17 protein-coding genes are annotated in these 25978 nt (G+C 64.1%); 5 read left to right on the top strand and 12 right to left on the bottom strand.

Annotated elements, in window-relative coordinates; genetic code table 11:
- Positions 1-73 precede the first annotated feature (73 nt).
- From IVB31_RS24885 to IVB31_RS24875, 3 genes are all read right to left on the bottom strand, one after another.
- Positions 74-922 carry a right-handed parallel beta-helix repeat-containing protein gene (locus tag IVB31_RS24885; RefSeq protein WP_247328941.1) on the bottom strand — a complete coding sequence of 283 codons (849 nt, stop codon included), beginning with the start codon at positions 920-922 and terminating at the stop codon, positions 74-76.
- A gap of 70 nt (positions 923-992) precedes the next feature.
- Positions 993-1841 (bottom strand): right-handed parallel beta-helix repeat-containing protein, encoded by an 849-nt coding sequence (locus tag IVB31_RS24880; RefSeq protein WP_247328938.1) that lies wholly within the window; start codon positions 1839-1841, stop codon positions 993-995.
- Positions 1842-2314: 473 nt separating this feature from the next.
- Positions 2315-5254 carry a M10 family metallopeptidase C-terminal domain-containing protein gene (locus tag IVB31_RS24875; protein WP_247328935.1) on the bottom strand — a complete coding sequence of 980 codons (2940 nt, stop codon included), beginning with the start codon at positions 5252-5254 and terminating at the stop codon, positions 2315-2317.
- A 201-nt stretch (positions 5255-5455) separates the two neighbouring features.
- On the opposite strand from IVB31_RS24875, the gene IVB31_RS24870 reads away from it, so the two are divergent.
- Positions 5456-5770, top strand: coding sequence for a hypothetical protein (locus tag IVB31_RS24870; protein ID WP_247328933.1), 315 nt, complete (start codon positions 5456-5458; stop codon positions 5768-5770).
- Between the two features lie 136 nt (positions 5771-5906).
- A complete protein-coding gene (locus tag IVB31_RS24865) occupies positions 5907-7100 on the top strand; it encodes a CoA transferase (protein WP_247328931.1) in 1194 nt (397 codons plus the stop codon).
- Between the two features lie 78 nt (positions 7101-7178).
- On the opposite strand, the gene IVB31_RS24860 is transcribed toward IVB31_RS24865, so the two are convergent.
- The 9 genes from IVB31_RS24860 to IVB31_RS24820 all read right to left on the bottom strand — a co-directional run bounded on the left by IVB31_RS24860 (position 7179) and on the right by IVB31_RS24820 (position 20780).
- Entirely contained in the window at positions 7179-8054 is an 876-nt protein-coding gene (locus IVB31_RS24860; protein WP_247328928.1) for an outer membrane protein, read from the bottom strand.
- 125 nt (positions 8055-8179) lie between these two features.
- Positions 8180-9727, bottom strand: coding sequence for a tripartite tricarboxylate transporter permease (locus IVB31_RS24855; RefSeq protein ID WP_247328924.1), 1548 nt, complete (start codon positions 9725-9727; stop codon positions 8180-8182).
- An 11-nt stretch (positions 9728-9738) separates the two neighbouring features.
- Positions 9739-10281, bottom strand: a complete 543-nt coding sequence (locus IVB31_RS24850) for a tripartite tricarboxylate transporter TctB family protein (RefSeq protein WP_247328921.1) — start codon at positions 10279-10281, stop codon at positions 9739-9741.
- Between the two features lie 163 nt (positions 10282-10444).
- Positions 10445-11419, bottom strand: a complete 975-nt coding sequence (locus IVB31_RS24845) for a tripartite tricarboxylate transporter substrate-binding protein (protein WP_247328918.1) — start codon at positions 11417-11419, stop codon at positions 10445-10447.
- Between the two features lie 223 nt (positions 11420-11642).
- Positions 11643-15554 (bottom strand): VCBS domain-containing protein, encoded by a 3912-nt coding sequence (locus IVB31_RS24840; protein WP_247328916.1) that lies wholly within the window; start codon positions 15552-15554, stop codon positions 11643-11645.
- Between the two features lie 541 nt (positions 15555-16095).
- Positions 16096-16893 carry an enoyl-CoA hydratase/isomerase family protein gene (locus IVB31_RS24835; RefSeq protein ID WP_247328913.1) on the bottom strand — a complete coding sequence of 266 codons (798 nt, stop codon included), beginning with the start codon at positions 16891-16893 and terminating at the stop codon, positions 16096-16098.
- A gap of 30 nt (positions 16894-16923) precedes the next feature.
- Positions 16924-18123: an aminotransferase class V-fold PLP-dependent enzyme gene (locus IVB31_RS24830; protein ID WP_247328911.1), complete on the bottom strand. Its 1200-nt coding sequence runs from the start codon at positions 18121-18123 to the stop codon at positions 16924-16926.
- A gap of 116 nt (positions 18124-18239) precedes the next feature.
- A complete protein-coding gene (locus tag IVB31_RS24825; protein WP_247328908.1) occupies positions 18240-19523 on the bottom strand; it encodes an MFS transporter in 1284 nt (427 codons plus the stop codon).
- Between the two features lie 54 nt (positions 19524-19577).
- The gene (locus IVB31_RS24820) at positions 19578-20780 is read right to left on the bottom strand and encodes an alanine--glyoxylate aminotransferase family protein (RefSeq protein ID WP_247328906.1); all 1203 of its coding nucleotides are present in this window, start codon (positions 20778-20780) and stop codon (positions 19578-19580) included.
- A 133-nt stretch (positions 20781-20913) separates the two neighbouring features.
- Here IVB31_RS24820 and IVB31_RS24815 point away from each other — a divergent pair, with 133 nt between their 5' ends.
- The 3 genes from IVB31_RS24815 to IVB31_RS24805 all read left to right on the top strand — a co-directional run bounded on the left by IVB31_RS24815 (position 20914) and on the right by IVB31_RS24805 (position 25156).
- Positions 20914-21651: a GntR family transcriptional regulator gene (locus IVB31_RS24815; protein ID WP_247329209.1), complete on the top strand. Its 738-nt coding sequence runs from the start codon at positions 20914-20916 to the stop codon at positions 21649-21651.
- A gap of 105 nt (positions 21652-21756) precedes the next feature.
- Positions 21757-24735: an FAD-binding and (Fe-S)-binding domain-containing protein gene (locus IVB31_RS24810; RefSeq protein WP_247328904.1), complete on the top strand. Its 2979-nt coding sequence runs from the start codon at positions 21757-21759 to the stop codon at positions 24733-24735.
- On the top strand, positions 24728-25156 hold the full coding sequence (locus IVB31_RS24805) for a heme-binding protein (protein WP_247328902.1): 429 nt from the start codon (positions 24728-24730) through the stop codon (positions 25154-25156). Before IVB31_RS24810 ends, IVB31_RS24805 begins: the two co-directional genes overlap by 8 nt.
- Positions 25157-25978: the final 822 nt, after the last annotated feature.

Genomic DNA, 25978 nt, shown 5'->3' with positions numbered 1-25978 from the left:
AAATCCATAGCGGGCGGCGGACACGAAAAAGCTCCGGGCGCGTTGCGCCCGGAGCTCGTCGGTTGGTCCTGGTCTAGTGATATCCGGCGGCGGTGCCCGGCGTCGTATCCGGGGCGTTGCCGTTGATCTGGTTGTCCAGATACGACAGCACGCTGCCGGAGGTCGCCGCGCCCAGATTGTTGACGATCATCGACCGGCCGATGCGAGCCGAGGCGGCACCGCTCAGGGCGAAGCCCGTGCTCAGATTCTCCGAGATGTTGCTGTTGTTGACCTGGACGTTGGCTGTCCCCAGCACGTTCAGCCCGACGAAGTTCTTGTGGATGGCGGTGTTGTTGATCGTGGCCCGGGCGCTGCCGCCGTTGGTGTTGATCTGAACGCCGGCGCCGTCGGCCGCGGTGCCGTTGTGTGAGATCACGCTGTCACGGATCATGAGCATCGAGTTGAAGTTCGAGGGGTTGACGAAGACGCCGACGCCGCCCGCGCTGTTGAAATTTCTGATGAAGCAATGCTCGATGAGGACGGATGCAGCCTGCAGGACGTTGACGCCCTTGACCCCGATTCCAGCGCCGTCAATGTCCAGACCGCGCAGCACGATGTGATCCGTCGCGGCTGCGTTGACGATGAAGCCCGTGGTTCCGGCCGCCAGCACGCCGCCGACGACACCTTCGCAATAGATCGAGATGGCTTTGGTGATCGTCAGGGTGCCGAAGCCCGCGGAATCAAGACAATTGATCTCGCCGCCAGCCGCGGTCTTCGAGATGGCGCCGGCGAACGTCTTGCACGGCGCGGTGCGGCTGCACGGATTAACGTCATCGCCGACACCAGAAACCCACGTTCTGGTCGCCTGGGCGTGAGCCGGCTGCGATAGGGCGAACGGCAAGAGCAGTCCCGCCATGAGAGCCCATAGAGCAATGCGACGCATTTTGAACCTCCAAAATTGAACTGAAAAATTCCCTGTCATCATGCACAAGATTCTTGGAAAGCACGGGGGGCTAGTGATATCCGGCCGCGGTTCCCGGCGTCGTGTCCGGGGCGTTGCCGTTGATCTGGTTGTCCAGATACGACAGCACGCTGCCGGAGGTCGCCGCGCCCAGATTGTTGACGATCATCGACCGGCCGATGCGAGCCGAGGCGGCACCGCTCAGGGCGAAGCCCGTGCTCAGATTCTCCGAGATGTTGCTGTTGTTGACCTGGACGTTGGCTGTCCCCAGCACGTTCAGCCCGACGAAGTTCTTGTGGATGGCGACGTTATTGAGCGTGGCGCGGGCGCTGCCGCCGTTGGTGTTGATCTGAACGCCGGCGCCGTCGGCCGCGGTGCCGTTGTGCGAGATCACGCTGTCACGGATCATGAGCATCGAGTTGAAGTTCGACGGGTTGACGAAGACGCCGACGCCGCCTGCGCTGTTGAAGTCCCTGATGAAGCAATGCTCGATGACCACCGAGGCCGCCTGCAAGACGTTGATGCCCTTGAGCCCGGTGCCGCCTCCCTCGATGTCCAGACCGCGGAGCACGATATGATCCGTCGCTGCGGCATTGACGTTGATGGCGTTGGTGCCGGACGCCAGAATGCTCCCGACGACGCCCTCGCAGTAGATCGTGATCGCCTTGGTGATGGTCACGGTGCCAAAGCCGCCCGAGTCGAGGCAATTGATCTCGCCGCCCGCCGCCGTCTTCGAAATCGCGCCGGGAAAGGTCTTGCAGGGCGCGGTGCGGCTGCACGGGTTGGCGTCATCGCCCACGCCGGAAACCCAGGTTCTCGTGGCCTGGGCGTGGGCCGGTTGCGACGCAATCAATGGTACGAACAATCCTGCAATCAGGGCCCAGAGTGCAATTCGACGCATTTCTTCCTCCCAAGATGAAGCTGAAATCAACAGCTTGTTGCCATGCACAAGTCTTCGCTGCCGTGGCCTGCGCGTCGCGCAGCCTCACGGCATCACCTTCCAGATTTCGCTGAAACTTCCCCCGCCGCTTTGGGCGTTCGCAAATAAGACCTTCGTGTTGAAATTTTTTGGGTACGCAACGCTACTGGGAAAAACGGATGCAGACTTCTTGGCACTTCTCCATCGCGCAACTGTTGCGCGACGGACCGCGGATCTTCTAGTGGTCGCACCGGATCAGGCAAGGTTCAATTTGACGTGCTTTTTTTATCTTCCGGAACTTTGACCGCGACGTCTCGGACATCGTCGATAGCGGCAGTCAGCACCAATGGATCATACAAGTGTCGTGCATATCCAACAACTGCGACGTGACACGCGATCTGTGGGGGAAATGACGCGTCGCACTGCGTCGATTGGACGCGACGCGATCCTCGCCGTCAGCCGAGCAGGAAACCGGCGCTGTGCAGGTTGTGAAGAAAGTCAGTCAGACCGCCGATCACAACCGCATCGTGGTTCCCGGCCGTTTCGGCAAAAGTCGCGTGCTCTGACGCGATCTGCACACTGGTCGGCTCGGGCATCGAATCCGGCGGCTCGGACGAATTGGGCAGTGTGGTTCCGCCCGGGTCGAAATTGAAAACGAAGTTGCCACCGGCGCTCGCGAGCCCCGCGCTCGCCAGCGGCGCAGCGCCCGTGGCGCCGTCACCATTGAGATCTTGGTGGAACACCGGCTCGAGCGCCTTCAGACGGGAGTCGCTTCCCGGCACTTCGGGCGTGAGGGTCGACACGAAGTTGCCGTTGCTGTCGGTGCTCCAGACCGAGAAATAGCCGGTCGACGAATTCTTCCAGGCGACGTCATAGCCGCCGCCCGAGACCTGCTCGGCGGCCACCGGCGACCACACGCCATAGTTGCCGGCGACGACCGCGGAGCCGCCATTCTTCAGGACGGGGCCGGCGCCTCCCGCAGTCGGATTGAGGTAGTAGTTGCCTGCGCTCAGGACCAGGCTGGTCGTGCCCCGGGCCTCGATCGTGGTGGTCGAAACGCCGATCGTGCCATCGCCGTTCAGATCCTGATGGAACGCCGGCTCCAGCGCGATCAGGCGCGAGTCCGTTCCAGGTACTTCCGGCGTCAGGGTGGACAAATAGTTGCCGCTGCTGTCGGTGCTCCAGATCGAAAAATAGCCGGTCGACGAATTCTTCCAGGCGACGTCGTAGCCGCCGCCCGAGACCTGCTCGGCGGCAACCGGTGACCAGACGCCATAGTTGCCGGCAGAGATTGGATTGCCGCCCGACTTCAGAACAGGACCGGTTCCGCTGCTGATGCTGTTCAGGTCGTAGTTCGACCCGACCTGGACCAGGCTGGTCGATCCTGCCGCCTCGATGGTGACGATGGGAATTCCGATGGTGCCGTCGCCGTTGAAGTCCTGATGGAACGTCGTCTCGAACGTTTCCACGGTGGTGCTCACACCCTGGAGGTCCGAGGTGAGGTTCGACGTGTAATTGCCGCTGGAGTCGGTGCTCCAGAACGAGAACAGCCCCGTCGTCGCGTTCTTCCAGGCGATGTCATAGCCGCCCGTGACCTGTTCCGCACCGACCGGGCTCCAGACGCCATAATTGCCGGCCTCCACGGCAGAACCGCCGGACTTCAGCACGGGGCCCGTCCCGCTGCTGGTGCTGTTCAACTCGTAGGTGGTTCCGAACAGCACAAGGCTGGTCAAGCCGATCGCCTCGATCGTCGTCGTCGGGACACCAATGACGCCGTCGCCATTGAGATCCTGCTGGAAGATCGTCTCGTAGGACTCCACGATCGGGCTCTTGCCCGGAAGGTCGGTCGTGAGATTTGAGGTGAAGTTGGCGTTGGTGTCCGTGCTCCAGAACGAATAGAGGCCGTTCGCCGAATTCTTCCAGGCGATGTCGTAGCCGCCCGTGACCGCCTCGGCGCCGATCGGCGCCCACGCGCCATAGGCGCCGACCGCAACCGGCGCGCCACCTTTCATCAGCAAGAACCCGCCCACGCCGAGGAGATAATTGCCGCTGCCCTGAATGAGCGAAGTGGCGCCTGCGGATTCGATGAGATAAGGCCCACTGCTGGCGAGCGTCGCGCTCGAGACGGTCTGATCCGCAAATTGGAAGGACTCGACACCCGTGACGGCATCGGTGCCGTCAGGCGAAAGCCCACGCTCATCGACGAGCGTGAAGGTCTGGGTCGTCGCGTCAAAGGAGACCAGATAGCTGCTGCGGTTGCCCGAAAACACCGCAGTATCTGTGCCCGAGCCGCCGATGATGGTGTCGTTACCGCCGCCGCCGGTGATCGTGTCGTTGCCCGAACCGCCGTTGAGCAAATTGGCGATGGCATTGCCGACGATCACGTCGTTGCCGGAACCGCCGGTGGCGTTGTCGATGTAGGAACGCGCGTCGTTGTTGTAGAGATAGGCGTTGTAGACGTTGCCGGACGCATAATGGTTGTAGCCGAGATGTTGGTTGTCGCCGAGATTGGCCAGTTGCACGGCGGAAAACAGCGACGACGCGCCGGGATTGAGATTGATGCTGAGATTCGTCGTGTAGTTCGACAGGTCGTAGGTATCGACACCGCCGCCGTCCCAGACCGTCTCGTAGATGCGGTTGGCCGAACCGCCGGCGCCACCACCGTCCGCGAGCTGCCCGACGCCGTTGATGAACTCCTGCCCCGTGGTCGGGCTCCAGGTGTAGACCGTGGTCCCGCTCTGGGTCGTGTAGTTCGCCCCGTACATCGTCTGCAGGGCCAGGATATCGTTGGCCATGTAGGTCTGCGGAAATCCGTACGCTTCGTTGCTGTAGCCGGCGGTGTCCGAGGCGCCGACATAGCTGCGATAGCTCATGACGGTATATTCGCTATCGTCATGCGCGCTGGGCACCGCGACATTGGCGACGCCGCCGGTGGTTTCGTTGCTGTGCTTCAGGCCGAAGGCATGGCCGAGCTCATGCAGCGCGGTGGTGAACTCGTAGTTGCCGAGCTTCGCCTGCGTGTAGTCGTAGTGCGTGCCGAACCAGACGTCGCCGCCGGCCGCGTAATTTCCGGGATAGTAGGCATAGGAGGTCGGATTGGGCTTCGACGACTGCGCGACCATGATGTCGGCGCCGTCGGTCCCCGCATACTGGATGCTGGCGTTGGTGTAGCTCTGGATCAGCCCGATCGCGTAGTTGATCGCCGCCTGCATCTGGCTCGGCGCCGGGCCGAAGCCTGCCAAGGTCGGTTCGCTGCTGCCGCCGGAGTACGGGCTGGCGTAGTCGCTGGGCGAGTCGGGAAAACTGTAGGTGATCGTGCCGGTCCATTTGTAGCCCGACAGCAGGCCGTCAATCTCGGCGTTGTTGGTGGCACTGACGCTAACAGCTGTGGCCAATGGACTCTCCGGAGCAATCCGTCGCGCGCGATTCGGGACGCAGGGGCGCGATTCTAGCTTGAGATTTATACTTATGGTTTAATTTTGGCGACAGCGCCCGCCCCCTTCCGTAAGGCTGTGTTAGCCATGAAATTCGGTAATCATACGGGTCGCGGGCGGAGTGACGGTTCCGCCTACCAGCAGGATCCGTAAAGGAAATCCATGAAACCAGGTCAAGTCTTAGCCGGTCTGATCGGTGTCCTGGCGGTGTTGGCGGGGCCGGATCGCCTGCCCCTCGGAGGACAGCCTGCCATGGTCGGCAAAGCCAATGCGGACGACAGCAGCGGGCAGGATGGCAAAGCAGGACGTGCGCCTGTCATGCCCATGGCCCGCGATCCTGCCGCCACGGTGGCGACGGAGTACGAAGCAGCCCGCCGGCAGGGGACGCGGGAGGCGTTCGAGCTCTTCATCGCCCGTCACGGCGACGATCCCCTGGTCGAGAAGGCGCGGGCCGAGCTGAAGCAGCTCGCGCGCTGATCCCTGGCGCGCCGCGCCCTCAGGCATTGCATTGCAACGGGCGGCATCCGCGCGGCCCAGACCTGCCGCGGGATGTCTTGCCGCATGGTCTTTCGGCTCTATGGTGGGCCCGCAATCTGTCCCGGAGCCTTTCAAGATGCCCTTTCCGCATGCCTCCGAAGCCCTGTCGCGCTTCACCGTGCTCGATCTGACCCGCGTCCGGTCCGGGCCCACCTGCGTGCGGCAGCTCGCGGACTGGGGCGCCAATGTGATCAAGGTCGACGCGCTCACCGAGGATGCGGGCGGCGAGCAGCCGGGCGGGCCGCGGCGGGGCTCCGACTTCCAGAATTTGCATCGCAACAAGCGGGCGATGACGCTGAACCTGAAGGACGAGCGCGGGCTTGCCGTGTTCAAGCGCCTCGCTGCCAAGGCCGACGTCGTGGTCGAGAATTTCCGTCCCGACGTGAAGAAGAAGCTCGGCATCGACTATGAGAGCCTCGCCAAGATCAATCCGCGCATCGTCTATGGCAGCATCTCCGGCTTCGGCCAGGACGGGCCCTACCACAAGCGGCCGGGCTTCGATCAGATCGCGCAAGGCATGGGCGGGCTGATGTCGATCACCGGCGCGCCGGGCGAAGGGCCGATGCGGGTCGGCATTCCGGTCGCCGACCTCACTGCCGGCCTGTTCTGCGCCATGGGCATCCTCACCGCGCTGCTGGAGCGCGAGGTTTCGGGCAAGGGCCAGTGGGTACAGACCTCGCTGCTGCAGGCGCAGATCTTCATGCTCGACTTCCAGGCCGCGCGCTGGCTGATGGAGAAGGAAGTGGCAAAGCAGGCCGGCAACAATCACCCGACCAGCATTCCGACCGGCGTGTTCAGGACCTCGGACGGCTACATCAACATCGCCACGACAGGCGGTCGGATCTGGGAGCGCTGCGCACAGGCGATCGGCGCGCCGGAGCTCTACAGCCATCCTGATTATGCGACCGCGCCGGCCCGCTCCAGGAACCGCGACGCGCTCAACGCCGAGATCGAGAAGCGCACGCTGACGAAGTCGACCGACACCTGGGTCAGTGAGCTCAACGAAGCCGGCGTGCCCTGCGGACCGATCTACGCCATCGACCAGATGTTCGAGGATGCGCAGGTCAAGCATCTCGGCATCGCGCAGGCGGTGCCGAACGACGAGGATCGCGACATCCGCCTCGTCGGCCAGCCCGTAACGCTGTCGCGCACGCCGAGCAAAATGGTGGCGCGGCCGCCGGAGTTCGGCGAGCAGACCGAGGAGGTATTGAAGGAGTTCGGCTTCGGCGCGGACGAAATCAGCAAGCTCCGGGATGCCAAGGTGGTGTGAGCGCTGCGTTGAGAGGCCGCCAACGACAAAGCCCGGCTCAAGGCCGGGCTTTGCTTCTTGTTGACGCCTTTGTTGGTCTTAGTACCTGGCGACCACCGGGCCGCCGAACTGATAGTTGATGCCGGCGCGCAGGATGTGATCGGTGAAGTGCGACGAGACGTTGGCGCTGATCGGAAGCGCCGGCGCCACAGTGAACGGACCGGACGAGAAGCGTCCGAGATCCATGTAGAGATATTCGAGCTTGGCGCTCCAGTTCTGGGTGATCTTGCCTTCGACGCCCGCGCCGGCCGTCCAGCCGACGCGCGTCGTGGAGGACGAGCCGACCGACGCAATCGGGCCGAAGGGCGCGACGAGGCTGAAGCTGGACATGGTGCCCGTGGTCTTGATCTCGCCGAAGGCCACACCGCCGGTGCCGTAGAACAGCACCTTCGGGGTCGCCAGGATGCCGACGCGGCCACGCACCGTCCCGAACCACTGAAGCTTCTGGTCGACCGCCAAGGTCGTGCCTGCCAGACCGCCAGGCGGAAGGAATGTAAAAGTGGGAAGACAGACGCCGCCAGCAGGAGCCGTGCCGACGCAGGAGTACACAGAACTCCCCTTCTCGCCCGACCATTGCAGGTCGCCCTCGATGCCGTAGACCCAGTTGGCGCTCTGCCAGTTGTAGCCGGCCTGGCCACCGGCAACGCCGCCATTCATGTCGAAGGAGGCATTGGTGATGGAGCCGGCCGGAGGCACGATCCCTAGGCCGGTTGCCGAGTTGAAATAGGAGACGTCGGTGCGCGAGCGGCCCCAGCTATAGCCGCCATTGCCGCCGACGTAGAAACCGGTCCAGCTCCAGACCGGATCGACCATGACCGGCGCCTTGACGTAGGGTCTTGCCGCCAGATCAGCAGCCAGCGCGCCCGTAGCGAACAGCGACATCGCCGCTGCCATTCCAATCACGATCCGCTTCATGGCAATTCCTCCGCACAATTTTGTGATCAAAATATACGCCCAGGGGCGCCCAAGAGCTGTGCCGGGCTAGCAACAACCAGAAACAATCGGGGCGCGTGGCGCCCGGACTGCGGCGACATCACCCCCTACGCCATTGAATCAGTGGATGATTCCGGCCTACCGCGAGTCACCTTGGCCCGCTGCGTCAATCCGACACAGGCAAGCAAACGGTCGATCACCGGCCAAAACAGCAGCACGATCGCCAAGGTCGTGATCGAGCCGACCAGGCCGTTCGACCAGAACACCCCGAGGTTCCCGCCCGAGCCGATCATGGACAGGCGGAAGGCATCCTCGGCGCGGTTGCCGAGCACGAGCGCCAGCGTAAACGGCGCCAGCGGAATGCCGATCTTCTTGAAGACATAGCCGACGACGCCGAAGCCGAGCATCAGCCAGATGTCGAACATGGCGTTCTGGATCGCATAGGCGCCGATCGCGCAGGACACCACGATCATCGGCGCGACCGCTGCGAAGGGCACGCGCAGGATCGAGGCGAAGATCGGCACCGTCGTCAGCACCAGCACGAGGCCGACGACATTGCCGAGATACATCGAGGCGATCAGGCCCCAGACGAAGTCCTTGTGCTCGACGAACAGCAGCGGCCCCGGATTGAGCCCCCACACCATCAACCCGCCGAGCAGGATTGCGGCGGTGCCGGAGCCGGGAATGCCGAGCGCCAGCATCGGCAAGAGCGCCGCGGTGCCGGAGGCGTGCGCCGCCGTCTCCGGCGCGAACACGCCCTCGATGCGGCCCTTGCCAAAACTCTCGGGATCCTTGGAGAAGCGCTTGGCGAGATTATAGCCCATGAAGGACGCCGCGATCGCGCCGCCCGGGGTGATGCCGAGCCAGCAGCCGATGAAGGAGGAGCGCAGCAGCGTCACCCAATATTTCGGCAGGTCCTTCCACACTTTCAGCACCACGCGCAGCGAAATGCTCGCAGCGTGGCCGCGCAGCGCCAGCCGCTCCTCCATCGTCAGCAGGATCTCGCTGATGCCGAACAGGCCGATGACGGCGACGAGAAAGTTGATGCCGCGCAAAAGCTCGGACGAGCCGAAGGTCATGCGCAATTGCCCCGACACGGTATCCATGCCGACGCCGGCGAGCAGGAGCCCCAGCGACATCGAGATGACGGTCTTGTGCTTGGCCTCGCGCCCCAATCCGACGAAGGAGCAGAAGGTCAGCAGATACACCGCGAAGAACTCGGGCGGGCCGAACTTCAGCGCAAAGGACGAGATCATCGGGGCGAGGAAGGTGATCAGCAGCACCGCGACCAGCGAGCCGATGAAAGAAGACGTGAATGCCGCGGTCAGGGCCTCCGCCGCCCTGCCCTGCTGCGCCATCGGATAACCGTCGAAGGTGGTCGCGACCGACCAGGCTTCGCCGGGGATGTTGAACAGGATCGAGGTGATCGCGCCGCCGAACAGTGCGCCCCAGTAGATGCAGGACAGCATCACGATCGCCGAGGTCGGATCCATCGTGAAGGTGAGCGGCAGCAGGATCGCAACGCCGTTGGGGCCGCCGAGCCCGGGCAGCACGCCGACGAAGATGCCGAGCACGAGGCCAACCATCATCAGCACGAGCGTCTTCCACGTCATCAGGACGGCGAAGCCGTGAAGCAAGAGACCGAAAGCTTCCATCGCGGGTCCGCCTAGTAGCCGAAGGCCGCTTCGAGCGGCCCTTTCGGCATGATGACGTCGAAGGCGATGTCGAAGGTGACGAACATGATCGCCGTGAACACGACAGCGGTGAGCAGCGACTTCCACAGCGCGATCTTGCCGACGAGGCGCATGAATGTCGCGATCAGCAGGAAGCTCGCGACATAGAGGCCGAGGAACTGCGTCGCCAGGCAGAACAGCAGCGTCGGCACGAACACCGCCATCACGCGGCGGGCCTGCGCGCGCGTGACGAAGATTTCCGACCCCACGTGGCGCGCACGCATGGCCAGGATCAGGCCATAGAGGCTGCCGCCGCCAAGGACGATCGAGAGATAGAACGGGAAATAGCCGGGCTCGGGTCCGGTCGAATCCCAGGAGACGCCGGTGCGCCAATTGTCGTAGCCGAGCGTCGCGGCCAGCGCGAGCAGCAGAAGGCAGACCACGATCTCGACCGTGCCGGAACGCGCGACAGCGGGCGAGTCCTCTTCGGGCGCGGTCGGATCGTCGACGACGATTTCGAGTTCGGTTTGGGACATGAGCCGTTAGGGACGGAGTGCGTTCAATTCCCCCTTTCCCCGCTTGCGGGGAGAGGGTTGGGGTGAGGGGGAGTCTCCACGAGGACGGTGAGGATTGGACTCGCGGACAGAGCCCCTCACCCTACCCTCTCCCCGTAAGAACGGGGAGAGGGAGAAGAGACAGCTACTTCGCGACGAATCCGGCTTCCGTCATCAGCGACTTGTTGGCGGCATCGTCCTCCTCGAGGAATTGCACCATGTCCTTGCCGGTGAGGAAGATCGGCTTCAACGCCTGCTTTTCCATGTAGTCCTTGTATTCGGCGGTCTGCGTCACCTTGTGGAACAGATCGACATAGAACGCCTGCTGCTCAGCCGTGACCTTGCCGGGCAGGAACGTCGCGCGCAGCATCAGATACTGGACGTCGACGCCCTCCTCCTTGCAGGTCGGGATGTCGGCCCAGGACTGCGTGTCGGTCACTTTGCTGGTGTAGGAGATTCGCTCCTTGTCGAACACACAGAGCGGCCGCACCTGGCCCGCGCGCCAGACTTCGAGATTTTCGCTTGGATTGTTGACGTTGGATTCGGTGTGGTTGCCGACGAGCTGGGTCGCGGCCTCGCCGCCGGACTTGTAGGGCAGATAGGAGAATTTCGCGCCGGTCTTCTGCTCGAGGAACACGGTCAGCACGTGATCCTCGCGCTTGGAGCCGGTACCGCCCATCTTGAACGGCGCGCTCGCAGCCTTCGCCGCGGCGACGAACTCCTTCACCGTCTTGGGACCCGCGCTGTTGTCCCACAGCACGAACTGGTCGAGCGCGATCACCGAAACCGGGGTCAGCTCACGCCAGTTGAACGGGATCTTCGCCGACAACGGCAGCATGTAGATCAGCGAATAGGCGATCAGCACCTTGTTGGGATCGCCCTCGCTGGACTTCATGTACATCAGCGCTTCCGCGCCCGACGCGCCGCCCTTGAGCGAGACCACGATCGGCTGCTTCATCAAATTGTTCTTCTGGATGGCGGCCTGCATCATCCGCGCCATCTGGTCGGAGGCGCCGCCCGCGCCCGCCGCGACCACGATCTCCACCGGTTTGGCCGGCTCCCAGCCGGCAAACGCCGGCGTGCCGCAAAGCACGGCCGCAAGCGTCATCGCGGCCCTCATTCCCTGTCCCACGCGCGTCTTCCCCAAGGTTTCACCTATGGTCTTGTTTGGATTGGAAAAATTCAGAGGTGAATTCAGCCCTTATTGTGCGGGCGAATCCGGCCGAGTTCAACCCATCCGATGTCATCCCCCTCATGACTTTGGAATGAGATTGGCACGACACAAGAAAAAGCGGGCCCCTTTCGGGGCCCGCGCCTCGCCTGTCGACCTCACTGGCCGCGGCTCACACGACCAGTATGTCGTGCTGGTTGAGCAGCACCCCGTTCTGGACGCTGACCACGGCGATCGCCGCGCCCTGGCTCCCGTCGGCGCTGTAATAGAGCGTCTGGTTTCCGGTGTCGAAATGGAATTGGGAGAACCCCGAGAACGCATTGTCGCCGGAGGTCTCGAACGTCACGTCCATCCCTGTCGCCAACCCGCCACCGAAACCGCTTGCCGAGACGGCGATACGGTCGTGCTCGCTGGTGTTGTTGAAGTCGCCGACCGCGCTCAGGCCGGTCGGCTGCTGGAGGAAGGCGAAGGTGTCGTTGCCACCGCCGCCGCTCATGGCATTGCCGCTGAGCGTGGCGATCAGGACATCGCTGCCGCCGCCGCCGCTCATCGTCTCGGTGCCGTTGGTGGCGATCAGGATGTCGTCGCCTCCGGTGCCGATCAGCGCAGTTGCGTTGGCCGCGTTGTTGACGACGGTCGCAGTTGCGATGTTGGACGAGGTCGTCGTCCCGTCGGAGGTCGTGTAGCTGAACGAGCCGCCGAGCGTCGCGTCGTCGCCGAAGAAGGCATCCCCGAACTTGACGGCACTGCCGCCGGAGCTGCCCGCGATATTGCCGAGCGAAAGATGATCGATGGTGTCGGGGTCGGTATCGTTCAAGGCCAGCGCCCAATTGGGGATCTGCACCGTTGCACTGGTGCCGACGTCAGTGATCACCGTTTCGCTCACCGCGGTCGGCGCGTCGTTGGTGCCGTTGATGGTGACGGTGACGTCCTGCGTGGTCGATCCGCCATTGTTGTCGGCGATCGTCACGAAGTAGTCCTGCGTCAGCGTCTGCCCCTGGGCCAGGAACTGGATGTCGGCATTGTTCACCGTGTAGTGCCAGGCGACCGATCCGGTGCCGCCGGCCTCGCTGACCGGATCGAGCGAGAACGTGCCGACATAACCGCTGCCGTTCGGCAGGAAGCTCGCGCTGTGCGTATCCGCCGTCTCGGCGTCGGAGAACGACAGGGCCCCCGCCGTGGATTCGGTGGCGGGTCCCGTCGCCGGACTGACGTTGACGGAATCCAGGATCATGCCGGTGGCATCGTCCTCATAGGAAAACAGCAGCTGCGTCGACGACAGCGACGCGTCGCCGAGGAGATCGAAGGAATAGTGGTTGACGCCGGCCGGCACGTGACCGAGCGACAGGATCGTCGCGCCGTCCCAGGAGACCGAGAACGGCGTGTTGACGCCCTCGGGATCGCCGACGACGTCGAAGCTGACGAAATAATGCTGGCCGGGCGCCGTCGCGACGTTCTGCGACAGCGTTTCCGGGCTGCCGCTCGTCGGCAAGAGCTCCGCCGAATAGTGGCCGAAGCTGCCGCCGAACTCGAGCTGGGCGACGTGGATGTGGCTGCCGCTCACCGTCCAATTGGCGAAATTGCCGGTCTCGAAATCGCCGTTGAGGATCACCGGCGGGCCGGCGTCCTCGGTGACCGATCCGCTGACATTGGCCGCCGTGACCAGCGGATTGTCGTTGGCGCCCGCGATGTCGAAGGTCAGCGTGGTCGAGGCCTGATGGCCCTGGCCGTCATCGACCGTGAAGGTGAACTGGTCGGTGACGTTGTCGCCGGCGTGCAGCGCGTCGACCGACGAATCCGCGACATAGCCGTAGGAGCCGTTGGCGTTGAGCACCAGCGTTCCATGCGCGCCGGCCACCGAATGGCCGACATTGGCGGCGCTGCCATTGACCTCGGTGACCGTCCGCGGCGTGGTCAAATCGACCGGCTGGGTGACGTCGAAGAGGGCGCCGGTTGCGATTCCCGTGCCCGCATCCGGACCCGCCGTGTCGGACGCCGCGGTCGTGATCGGGGTCAGGACCAGCGGATCGGCCGCACCGTCGATCGTGACTGTGACGGTCTGGGTCGAATTGGTGAAGCCGTCCCAGACGTTGACGTCATATTGCACCGTCAGCGTCTCGCCGACGCTGAGGAAGTCGAGATCGGCATCGGGGATGCTGAAGGTCCAGTCGATGTTGCCGGTCCCGGTCCCCGTGGAATCATGCAGCACCGTGGACAGCGCCGACTGGAGATCCACCAGCGTCTGGCCCGGGACTGCGAAAGTACTCGCCGACCACACCGCCGAATCCATCACCACGCTGACCGAATGCGCATCCGACAGATCGACGTCGTTGAAGGCCAGTGTGCCCGTCGGCATCGGGCTCGTGGTATCCGGCGACTGCGATCCGGTCATGCCAGGCTGCTCGGACAGCGAAGCGGACCCCGGTCCGCTGGTGATGACCGGCGCGTCATTGGCGCCGGTGATGACGACGGAGACGGTCTGTATCGAGCTGGTCGAGCCGTCGGCAATTTTGATGTTGTAGTTCACGGTCAACGTCTCGTTGAACGCGAGATAGTCGAGATCCTTGTCGGCAATCGCGAAATTCCAGTCGATGCTGCCGGAGCCGGTGCCCGTGGAATCGTGCAGCGCCGTCGTCAGCGCCGCGGCGAGATCGGCCTGCGTCGCCGCCGGCGGCGTCGGCCCGGAGGTCGAGCCGAGCGTCACCGTCACGGTGTGCGTATCGCTGGTGTCCTGGTCGGTGAAGGCCAGCGTGCCGGCCGGTATCGTCGGTGTCGTATCGGGCAGCGAGGAACCCGTGGTGGCGTCCTGCTCGGCCACGGTGGATGATTCCGGACCGCTGGTGATCACGACGGGATGATTGACGCCGAGGACCGTGATGGTGACGTCCTGCGTGGTGGTGCCGCCGTGACCGTCGTCGACCGCGACGTGATAGACGAGCTTGAGCGTCTCGCCTCCATTGAGAAAATTGGCAGAGGAATTGGGGAACGCGAAATTCCAGTCGACCTCGCCGATCACATGACCCGTCGAATCATGAAGTCCGGTGGCGAACGCGGCCAGCAATTGCGCATTCGTCAGCGGTATCGCGCCCCCGCCTGAACGGGTCGCGGTGACTGTCGTCGAAACGGTATGCGCGTCGGCGAGATCGATGTCGGTGAAGAACAGGCTGTCATGGGCGGTGAGATTGCCGGTCGGGTCGACATTGTGGTCCTCGACGAGAGCGGCCGATTCCGGGCACGACAGGAAGATCGGCTTGTCGTTGCTGCCGACCACGGTCACCGTGACCGTCTGCGTCGAGACCCCGCCGGCGTGGTCGTCGAGCTGCACCGTGTAGGTGATGTCGAGATGCTGGCCCGCCGCGAGATAGTCGAAGGCGAGATCGGGCGCCGAGAAGGTGGTGTTGATGGTGCCGGTCGAGGAGCCGGACGTCTTGACGACGTTGTCGACGTGGTAGAACGCCATCAGCTCGGCATCGCCGAGCGAACCCGGCAGGAGGCCTGCGGTGGCGCCGGAGGCGGATACGCCGATCACGGTCGCGGTATGCCCGGTGTTGGTGAGATCGTCGTCGGTGAAGTTGAGCGCGACGTGAACCGTGTCGGGCGAGAGCGACAGCGTCTGGTTGGCCTGCTCGGTGACGGTCGCCGCCGTCGTCATGTTGATCACCGGCTTGTCGTCGGTGCCGGTCACCGTGATCTTGACGGTCTGGATGGCGAAGCCGCCGTGATTGTCGGAGACCTTGACGTCGTAGGTCAGGACCAGCGTCTGGTTCTTGGACAAGAAATCGAAATCCTGGTCCTGGTCGCTGAAACTCCACTTGAGCTGGCCGTTGCCGTTTGAATCGCTCAGGATCTGCGATTGCATCGCGGTCTGGAAATGCGCAAGCGAGGCCGCAGGGATGATCGTTCCGCTGGACAGCACCGCGGAATGCAGCGTCGCGGCCGTCGTATGGGTGTCGGTCTTGTCGCTGTCCTTGAAGCTCATCGTTCCGGACAGCGTGTGCAGCGTGGTGGAATCGTCGAGGTTGGCGAATTCGGTGAAGCTGCCAGTCGCGGATGACGAGGTGAAAACCGGGGTGTGATTGGTCATGGAAAATCCCTGCCTGCGTTGCCATGAAGGCGCCGCCGCAGAGGGTGCGGCGACGTGACTAATCGGTCTGAGAAATCAGACGAGACTCAAACGGTCTTGACTTTAAGAGTCCGGCTTAAGGGTCTTGGAGTATGGGTATGGCTTGTTCGCGAGGCCGTGCCTGGCGTCGGGATGGGCAGCAGCAATGAAAATTCTGGCGCGGCTCGCGTCGTCGAAACTACTTCGCTACTTTTTCAGTTCAATGACTTCCGGTTGCAACAAACTCAGGTCGCACAATTCGACTGGACTCAAATCATCCAGCCGGCCCGCCGCCTCAAAAAAGAGACGGCGCCATGCAACCTCCGCGATCTTATGCCCGAGCCCGTCATGCCGTCAACGTGAACACGCAGGCGCGCACGCGCGCAATTGCGGTTCCGGACGGCGGAACCGCTTGAAGTATTTGTGACGATGTCAGGCGCGCTGAGCGGCTGACGATTGACGTCAGCGGTCGCTTCCGCCTTTCGCGCCGCTCCAGGAGCAGCGCAAAACCGAAGCCCTTGCGCTACTTGCCCTTCCAGTTCGGGGTGCGCTTGTTGAGGAAGGCGTCCATGCCCTCGCGGAAATCCTCGCTCATATAGGCCTTGAGGATCAGATCCTCGCCCTCTTCGCGGGACAGCGTGCGGCGGATGCGGCGCACCGCTTCCTTGGTAGCTTCCAGCGTCAGCGGCGCGTGGCTTGCGACCAGCTTTGCGGTCTCGTCCGCACGGCGCTGCAGCGTCTCGACGTCGGGCACGACCTCGGTCAGCAGGCCGAGCGCCAGCGCTTCCGGCGCCTCGACGAGGCGCGCCTTGAAGATCATATCCTTGGTGCGGGCGGGGCCGACCAGCGAGACGACGCGGCTGATATTCGACATCGACAGGCAGTTGCCGAGCGTGCGCGCGATCGGAAATCCGATGCGCGTCGCTTCAGTCCCGATGCGGAGGTCGCAGCAGGCCGCAATGCCGGCGCCGCCGCCGGTGCAGGCCCCTGCGATCGCCGCGATCACGGGCACGCGGCACTGTTCGAGCGTGCCGAGCACGCGGTCGATGCGCGCCTCATAGTCGAGCGCATCCTGTGCGGTCTTGAACGCTCGGAATTGCGAAATGTCGGTGCCGGAGGCAAACGCCTTGTCGCCGGTGCCGGTGAGGATCAGCGCCTTGATCGAGCGGTCGGCGTTGATCTCGAGGCAGATCTCCGCCATGCGCTCGTACATGGCGAAGGTCAGTGCGTTGCGCGCCTGCGGGCGGTTGAAGGTGATCCGCGCGATGCCGTCCGTGACGGAGTAGAGCAGGTCTTCGTTCGTCGTCGTCGGTGCGTTCATCGCGCGCTCACTTTCTTCACTACGGTCGGGTCAGGCCACTTGAGCCTTGGCCATCGGCACCACGTCGCGTCCCTTCAGGACGTCCATGGCCGCCAATACGCCGCCGCTCCGGTGCGGAATCTTTGCAAGATCCAGGCCCATCTCGACGCCGGCGAGCGTGCCCATCAGCATCAGATCGTTGAAATGTCCGATATGACCGATGCGGAACACCTTGCCCTTGATCTTGTTCAGGCCGGTGCCGAGCGACATGTCGAAGTTTTCCAGCACCACCTTGCGGAAGGCGTCGGCGTCGTGGCCATCAGGCACGCGCACGCCGGTCAGCGCCGGCGAATGTGCGGCAGGATCGGTGCACTGCGTCTCCAGGCCCCAGACCTTGATCGCGGCACGCGTCGCCGCGCTGTGGCGCTTGTGGCGGGTCCAGACGTTCTCGAGGCCTTCCTCTTCCAGCATCTTGACCGCTTCGCGCAGGCCGTAGAGCAGATTGGTCGCGGGCGTGTAGGGGAAGGTGCCGAGCTTGTTGAAGCTGATGACCTCCTGCCAGTCCCAATAAGAGCGCATGCCGGGGTTCGCCTTCGCCACCGCGAGCGCCTTCTCCGAGACGGCGTTGAAGCCGAGGCCCGGCGGCAGCATCAGGCCCTTCTGGGAGCCGGCGACGGAAACGTCGATGCCCCAGGCATCGTGCTCATATTCCATCGAGCCGAGGCCGGAGATGGTGTCGACCATCAGCAGCGCCGGATGCTTGACGCGGTCGAGCAGCTTGCGCACCTCCAGCGGCGGCGTCACGCAGCCGGTCGAGGTCTCGTTGTGCACGACGCAGACCGCCTTGATCGCGTGCTGCTTGTCGGAGGCCAAGCGCTTCTCCATCTCGGCGAGGTCGGCGCCATGGCGCCAGTCGCTCGGGATGAAGTCGACGTCGAGCTTGAACTTTTCGGCGATGCCGCGCCACAGCACGGCAAACTGGCCGGTCTCGCACATCAGCACCTTGTCGCCGGGTGCCAGCACGTTGACCATCGCAGCTTCCCAGGCACCGGTGCCGGACGAGGGGAAGATGATCACGGGCTGCTTGGTACGAAACACCCGCTGCATGCCGGCGAGGACCGCGAAACCGAGCTCGGCGAACTCCGGACCGCGATGGTCCAGCGTCGGCATGTCCATCGCCCGCAGCACCCGGTCGGGCACGTTGGTCGGTCCTGGAATCTGAAGAAAATGCCTTCCAGTATGCACGGTCATCGGCGTCCTTCCCGGTCTTGCCTTGATTTTGATGGCCGCCGAATAGCACCATTTGACCGGCTTGTCCCCTCTCCTAAAGACGGCTCCCATGCATGGCCGGCGGGCGGTCCGCGCCCCTACTCCGCGGCCACCATCTTTCCGGCTGGCCCCGTTCCCTCGGCCTCCGTGAACGGGCGCTCCGGATGCATCAGGAAGGCGGAAAAGCCGCCGAGCAGCAGCAGCCCCATCGACATCAGGAATGGCAGGTACCAATTGCCGGTCGCGTCGATCACGAAGCCCGCGACCAGCGGCGACACGATGGCGGCAAAGGCCGAGCCTGTGTTCATGAGTCCCGAGGCAGTGCCGGAATGTTTCGGGGCGATGTCCATCGGAATCGACCACATCGGGCCGATCACCAGCTCGGCGCAGAAGAAGCCGGCCGACAGGCACAGCGCGACGATCGTGATGTCGTGCACGAACAGGATCGGAAACAGCGAGAGCAGCGCCCCCGCAAACCCTGTTACGGTGACGCTCAGCCGCGCCAGGCGGACATTGCCGGTGCGGTCGAGGATCTTGTCTGACAGCACCCCGCCGACGCTGTCGCCAATGACGCCGGCGAAGAACACGCCGGAGGCGAACAGCGCCGAATTCTTGATGTCGAGATTGTAGTTGTTCTTGAAGAACAGCGGCAGCCAGTTGAGGTACAGCCACAGGCACCAGCCGTAGCAGAAATAGGTCAGCGTCACCGGCCACATCCGGCCCAATAGCGGGCCCCACGGCACGCGCGGCCGCTCGCCGCTCGGGCGCGGCGGCAGTGCGGCGAGCTCGGCCTCGGTGATGGAGGCGTGCTCCTTCGGCTCGTTGCGGAAATACCATACCCAGACGACGCCCCAGACGAGACTGACGAGGCCGAGCACGACGAACGCACCGCGCCAGGTCAGCCACAGGATCAAGAGCGCGACCACCGGCGGCGTCACCGCATTGCCGAGCCGGGCGAAGGAATGGGTCAATCCTTGCGCGAAGCCGCGGCGGTTCGCCGGAGTCCAGTATTGCATCGCACGCGTCGCGGTCGGAAAGGTCGCGCCCTCGCCGAAGCCGAGCGCAAAGCGCGCGACGAACAGCGCGGCGAGGCCATGCACGAAGCCGGTCGAGATGGTCGCCACCGCCCAGATCATGCCGCACCAGAACAGCGTCTTGCGCGGCCCGAAACGATCGCCGACCCAGCCCCCGATCACCTGGAACAACAGATAGGGATACGCGAAGGCGGAGAAGACGAGGCCAAGCTGGGTGTTCGACAGACCCAGCTCCTTCTGGATCTCGCTGGCGGCGGTGCCGATGTTCACCCGGTCGACATAGGTGATGAAATACATCGCGCAGAGCATCGCCAGCACGACATGCGTGGCCTTGAACCGAATTTTCATCTCTACCCCTCCCTGACCGCTTCTTATGATTGTCGGCCGCGTGTCTCGCGCTTTCTATGTGCCGACCACTTTCAGATGCGGCGACGCATTGCCCTGTGGGCGCTGCTCCAACAGCTTCATCGCGGCATCGACGCCGCCGGAGCGGTGCGGCACGCCGGCGACCGACAGGCCCATCTCCACGCCGGTGAGCGCGCCGAGCAGCGTCAGGGCATTGCATTCGCCGAGATGGCCGATGCGGAAGACTTTTCCGGCGACCTTCGACAAGCCCGAGCCGAGCGACATGTTGTAATTGTCGAGCACGATCTTGCGGAACTGATCGGCATCATGTCCGGGCGGCATCAGCACCGCGGTGAGCACCGGCGAAAATTCCGATGGCTCCTGGCACAGGATCTCGAGGCCCCAATGATTGACGGCGGCGCGCGTCGCGGCAGCCAGCCGCTGATGCCGCGCGAACACGTTGTCGAGCCCTTCTTCGAGCAGCATCGCGATCGCCTCGCGCAGGCCGTAGAGCAGATTGGTCGCCGGCGTATAGGGGAAGAAGCCGTTGGCGTTCGGCTTGAGCATCTCCTCCCAGTCGAAATAGGAGCGCGGCATCCTGTTGGATTTGGCGGCGGCGCGCGCCTTCTCCGAGATCGCGTTGAAGCCGAGGCCGGGCGGCAGCATAAAACCCTTCTGCGAGCAGCTGACGCTGACATCGACCTTCCATTCGTCGTGGCGGTAGTCGACCGAGCCGAGCGAGGAGATGGTGTCGACCATCAAGAGCGCAGGATGGCCCGTGCGATCGATCGCGGCGCGGATCTCGGCGATGCGGCTGGTCGCACCGGTCGAGGTCTCGTTGTGCACGACCATCACGGCCTTGATGGAGCGCGCGATGTCGTCAGCGAGTTTCGCTTCGATCGCGGCGGGGTCGGCGCCACGGCGCCAGTCGCCGGGAACGAAATCAACCTCGATGCCGAACCGGCCCGCCATCTGCCGCCACAGGGTGGCGAAATGGCCGGTCTCGACCATCAGCACCTTGTCACCCGGGGACAGCGTGTTGACGATCGCGGCCTCCCAAGCCCCCGTTCCCGACGAGGGGAAGATCACGACCGGTCCCTTGGTTTGGAAAATGGTCTGGCTGCCTTCGAGCACGGCGCGGCCGAGCTCGCCGAATTCCGCGCTCCGGTGGTCGATGACGGGCATGTCCATCGCGCGCAGGACGCGCTCGGGGACCGGGCTCGGGCCAGGAATCTGAAGGAAATGACGTCCCTGATGCATGAAAACCTCCCTGGCGGCGGACTATGGCCGGCTCCGGAGTCCATTTTGCATTCATTTTTTGTACTTTCAACCAAAATTTGGTATTCGATTGTGGGCGTCGACGCGCCCAAGTAGGCAAACTATTGTGCTGCAAATGAAATCCACGATTCCCGACACCGGGGTTCCGATCGCCCTGCCCACTGGCAATGGCGGCGACCGCCAGGAGGCCTCGCTTCACGGCGAGATCCTGCTGCGGCTGCGCGACTACGTGGTCGAGGGAAACATCCCCGATGGCGCGCGCGTTCCCGAGCGGCAGCTCTGCGAGATGCTCGGCATCTCCCGCACGCCACTGCGCGAGGCGCTAAAGGTCCTCGCCGCCGAGGGGCTGATCGAGTTGCTCCCTAACCGCGGCGCGCGGGTTCGCCAGCTCAGCCAGCGCGACCTGGAAGAACTGTTCGACGTGATGGCGGGACTGGAGAGCCTCGCCGGGCGCCTCGCCTGCGAGGCCATTACGGACGCGGAAATCACTGGGATTGAGCAGCTGCATTACGAGATGTACGGCCACTATCTGCATCGCGACATGCACGGTTATTTCCAGATCAACCAGCGCATCCACGAGAGCATCGTCGCGGCCGCGCGCAACGAGGCGCTGAAGACCGCTTACGGCAATTTCGCCGGCCGCATCCGCCGTATCCGCTATTCCGCCAATTTCGCCCGCAAACGGCAGCGCTGGGGGGAAGCGATGCGCGAGCACGAAGCCATCCTCGATGCGCTGCGCCGCCGTGCCGGCAGCGAGCTCAGCGACATCCTGTTCCTCCACCTGCGCAACAAGCGGACGGCCGCGATCGAGCATTTGACCGAGCCCCAAGGGGACGCACCGGCCTCGCCTTGAGCCGACCGGCTTGCTCATTTTGAATTCATAATATAATCGGTCGTGAACGATAATGAATAACTCAGCAAGGCTGGGCCACCTCGCGGAATCAGTCCGGGACCAGGGATGACAAACGCCTCCTCGCTCGAACGGCGCCTGCGCGCGGACATGACCGGTGACGTCCTGTTCGACAGCTTCAGCCGCGGCCGCTATGCCACAGACGCCTCGTTCTACCAGATCGTGCCGGCCGGCGTCGTGGTCCCCAGGACCATGGACGAGGCCTTGCGGGCGCTGGCGATCGCCCGCGACGACGGACGCAAGGTCACCCCGCGCGGCGGCGGCACCTCGCAATGCGGCCAGACCGTCAATGACGGCCTCGTCGTCGATCTCTCGAAGCACCTGAATCGCATCCTGTCGCTGGACGTCGCGAACCGCACCTGCGTGGTCGAGCCGGGCATCGTGCTCGACGACCTCAACCGCCAGCTCAGGAAGCACGGCCTGTGGTTTCCGGTCGACGTCTCCACGGCCTCGCGCGCCACCATCGGCGGCATGGCCGGCAACAATTCCTGCGGTGGCCGCTCGCTTCGCTACGGCACCATGCGCGACAACACGCTGTCGATGGAGGCGGCCCTTGCCGACGGCACGCTGAGCCGCTTCGCCGAGGTGTCGCGTGATCTCTCCGATCTCGATGCGGACAGTAGCGCACGCCCCCTGTTCCGCGACATGCTCGATCTCGGCGCCCGCGAGGCCGATGAGATCGCCGCGCGCTTTCCAAAGGTGCAGCGCCGCGTCGGCGGCTACAATCTCGATGCGCTGGTGCCGCGCAATGCCCGCAACAACATGGCGCATCTGCTCGTCGGGTCCGAAGGCACGCTGGCCTTCACCACCAAGGTCGAATTGAAACTGTGGCCTGTCATCCGCAACAAGGCGCTCGGCATCTGCCATTTCGGCAGTTTTTACGAGGCGATGGACGCGGCCCAGCACCTGGTCAAGCTGAAGCCGATCGCGGTCGAGCTGGTTGATCGCACCATGCTCGCACTCGGCCGCGACATCGCAATGTTCCGGCCGATCATTTCCGCCGCGATCAAAGGCGATCCGGATGCCGTGCTGGTGGTCGAGTTCGCCGAGGAGGATCAGGCGGACAATCTCGTACGCCTGAAGCAGCTCGGCGAGCTAATGGGCGACCTCGGTTTCGGCTGGAACAACGACAAGCGCAAATGGGGCGGCGTGGTCGAGATCACCGAGCCCGCGCTCCAGGGCGGCATCGCCGATTTCCGCGCCGCCGGCCTCAACGTCATGATGTCGATGAAGCAGGAGGGCAAGCCGGTCTCCTTCGTCGAGGACTGCGCGGTGCCGCTGCCGCATCTCGCCGACTACACCGCGCGGCTGAACGAGGTCTTCGCAAAGCACGGCACCAGCGGCACGATGTATGCTCATGCCTCCGAGGGCTGCCTGCATGTGCGGCCCGTGCTGAATTTGAAGCTCGATAAGGACGTCAAGGCGATGCGGGCCATCGCCGAGGAAGCCTTTGCGCTTGTGCGGGAATACAAGGGCTCGCATTCCGGCGAGCATGGCGACGGCCTGGTGCGGTCCGAATTCCACGAAACAATGTTCGGCGAGCGCCTCGTCGCCGACTTCCGCGAGGTGAAGCAGCGCTTCGATCCCGACGGCGTCCTCAACCCCGGCAAGATCGTCGACGCACCGAAGATGGACGACCGCTCGCTGTTCCGCTTCAAACCCGACTATCGCGTCGCTGAGCTCAAGACAAAACTCGACTGGTCGGCTTATCCCGGGGCCGGCGGCGGTTTTCAGGGCGCGGTCGAGATGTGCAACAACAACGGCGCCTGCCGCAAGCTCGAGAGCGGCGTGATGTGTCCGTCCTACCGCGCCACGCGCAACGAGAAGGATGTCACGCGCGGGCGTGCGAACACCTTGCGGCTGGCGATCTCCGGCCAGCTCGGCGAGGGCGCGCTTTCTTCCGACGAGATGATGGAGACGCTGAAACTCTGCGTCTCCTGCAAGGCCTGCCGCCATGAATGCCCGACCGGCGTCGACATGGCCAAGATGAAGATCGAGGTGCTCTCGGCCCGTGTTGCCTCGCACGGCCTGACCTTGCGCGACCGGCTGGTCGGCTACCTCCCGCGCTATGCCGGCCTCGCCGCGCGCTTCGCGCCGCTGGCGAATTTGCGCAACCGCAGCCCGCTGTTGCGAATGCTGTTCGAGCGCTTTGCCGGCATCAGCGCACGCCGCGCCCTGCCCGCCTTCCGCAGCGACGTGTTCGCGCCGCCGGCCGGCAGCGTCGGTCCGGAAGCCGGCCGCGAGGTCGTGCTGTTCGCCGACACTTTTAATCGCATCTATGAGCGCGAAAATCTCGAGGCCGCGCTCCGCGTGCTCGCGGCTGGCGGTTATCGCGTGCATCTGCCGAAGCCTGCGAGCGGCAGCCGCCCGCTGTGCTGCGGCCGCACGTTCCTGTCAGCCGGTCTCGTCGATGAAGCCAGGTCCGAACTCGATCGTCTGGTCGCCGCCTTTGCGCCCTTTGCCGCGCGCGGCGTGCCGATCGTCGGCCTCGAGCCGAGCTGCCTCTTGACGCTGCGCGACGAGCTGGCCTCGCTCCGCAAAGACGATGACGCCAAGGCGGTCGGTGCCCACGCGCTGACCTTCGAGGAATTTCTGGTGCGCGAGGCCGAGGCCGGACGGCTGCAACTGCCGCTCGGCACTGTCGCCGACAAGGCGGTCGTGCACGGCCATTGCCATCAAAAATCCTTCGGCGCCTTCAAGCCGGTCGAGCAGGTGCTGCGCCTCATCCCTCGCCTCGAGGTCGAGACCATCGAATCGAGTTGCTGCGGCATGGCCGGCGCTTTCGGCTATGGCGCCGACACCTATGATGCATCGATCGAGATGGCCGAGCTGTCGCTGCTGCCTGCCGTACGGCGCGCGGACCAGACGACGCTGGTCGTTGCCGACGGCACCTCCTGCCGGCACCAGATCCACGACGGTGCGCAACGCGAGGCGCTTCACGTCGCGCGCGTGCTGGCGATGAGCCTCGATCGCGCCGAGACCCAATCCACAACCACTCCCATCACCAAGGAAACCAGCCATGGCTGACCTCACCCTCGACACTGCCCGCAAGATCCTCGACGCCGCCTTCGCGAAATCCACGGAGTTGAAGCTGAAGCCGCTCGTCGTCACCATCCTCGACGCCCGCGGCGTGCTCAAGATCGCCGCCGCGCAGGATGGCACCAGCCTGATGCGCGCCGAGATCGCCCACGGCAAGGCCTATGGCGCGGTCGCGCTGGGCATGGGCTCACGCGCTTTGTACCAGCGCGCGCAGGAGCAAGCCTATTTCATCGACGCCGTGAACACGATTGCCAAGGGCGCACTGGTGCCGGTCCCCGGCGGCGTCCTGATCATGGACGGCACGTCACTGCTCGGCGCCGTCGGCGTCTCCGGCGACACCTCCGACAACGACGAGGCCTGCGCGGTGGCGGGTATCCAGGCAGCGGGGCTGAAAGCCAACGCGGGGTAAAGGTGCCGCAGGGTGGGTTGGCCGAAGGCGTAACCCACCACTGTCGGCATCCGCAGCAACAGAAGCGGTGGGTTACGCTAGCGGACAGCGCTTCGCGCAGCCGCGCGCTAACCCACCCTACGCACTCCAATCCCTTGCGTTGCCCGACGGGCAAAACACCCAAGTTCTGGGTCAACGCCACCCACAAAAATATTCGCCTTTACAGAATTTCTGATTTATCGCATCCTGCCGCCATCCTGATCCGGCGAAAAGGGGCGGTCGTACGTCGTCACGAGCCGCGGATCGGGCTGCGGTGGACGCGAGCGGCGCCGATGCGGAATGGGGTGTGCAGGGCGGGATGAACCCCGTGAGCGCATCGCGGACCGATACGACGGACGGCGCTGAATGCGTACGGCAAAACCGTGTGGTCCTGGCCGTCGTTGCTACGGTCAAGCTTTTGCGAATGCGGCGTGGCTTCAACCGGGGCGGCGTCCGTGGATTTTGCGAAAGTGACGGAGGCAAGCAGGAACTCGTCTCCGGGGAGAGCGCGCATAAGCCGTCAAACCATTGCGCAGGGAAGGCCGGATGTCTGGCTGCCCTGTATCGCTCCTGTGCCTTGCGTGTGCATCATTCTTGCACGGGAGTCTTGCGGGTGCCAGCCGGCACCCGGCCTTCCCTGCACCCTTTTTTCGGAGAGGGTGTGAAACGAACAGCAAAGCTCGGGCGGAACACGCCGCGAGAAGGCGAAGCTGTGTTTGCTGTTTGACAATCAAATCTGTGTCGGTTGAGCACACTCTCGTGCCCCGGACGCAGCGCAGCGCTTCTTCAGCGGTGCGCTGCTGA

It is taken from the genome of Bradyrhizobium sp. 21 (assembly GCF_023073335.1).
In the GTDB taxonomy this organism is placed as follows: Bacteria; Pseudomonadota; Alphaproteobacteria; order Rhizobiales; family Xanthobacteraceae; genus Bradyrhizobium.
The sequence above is the reverse complement of the archived record's forward strand: the minus strand, read 5'-3'. Positions and strand labels throughout refer to the sequence as shown.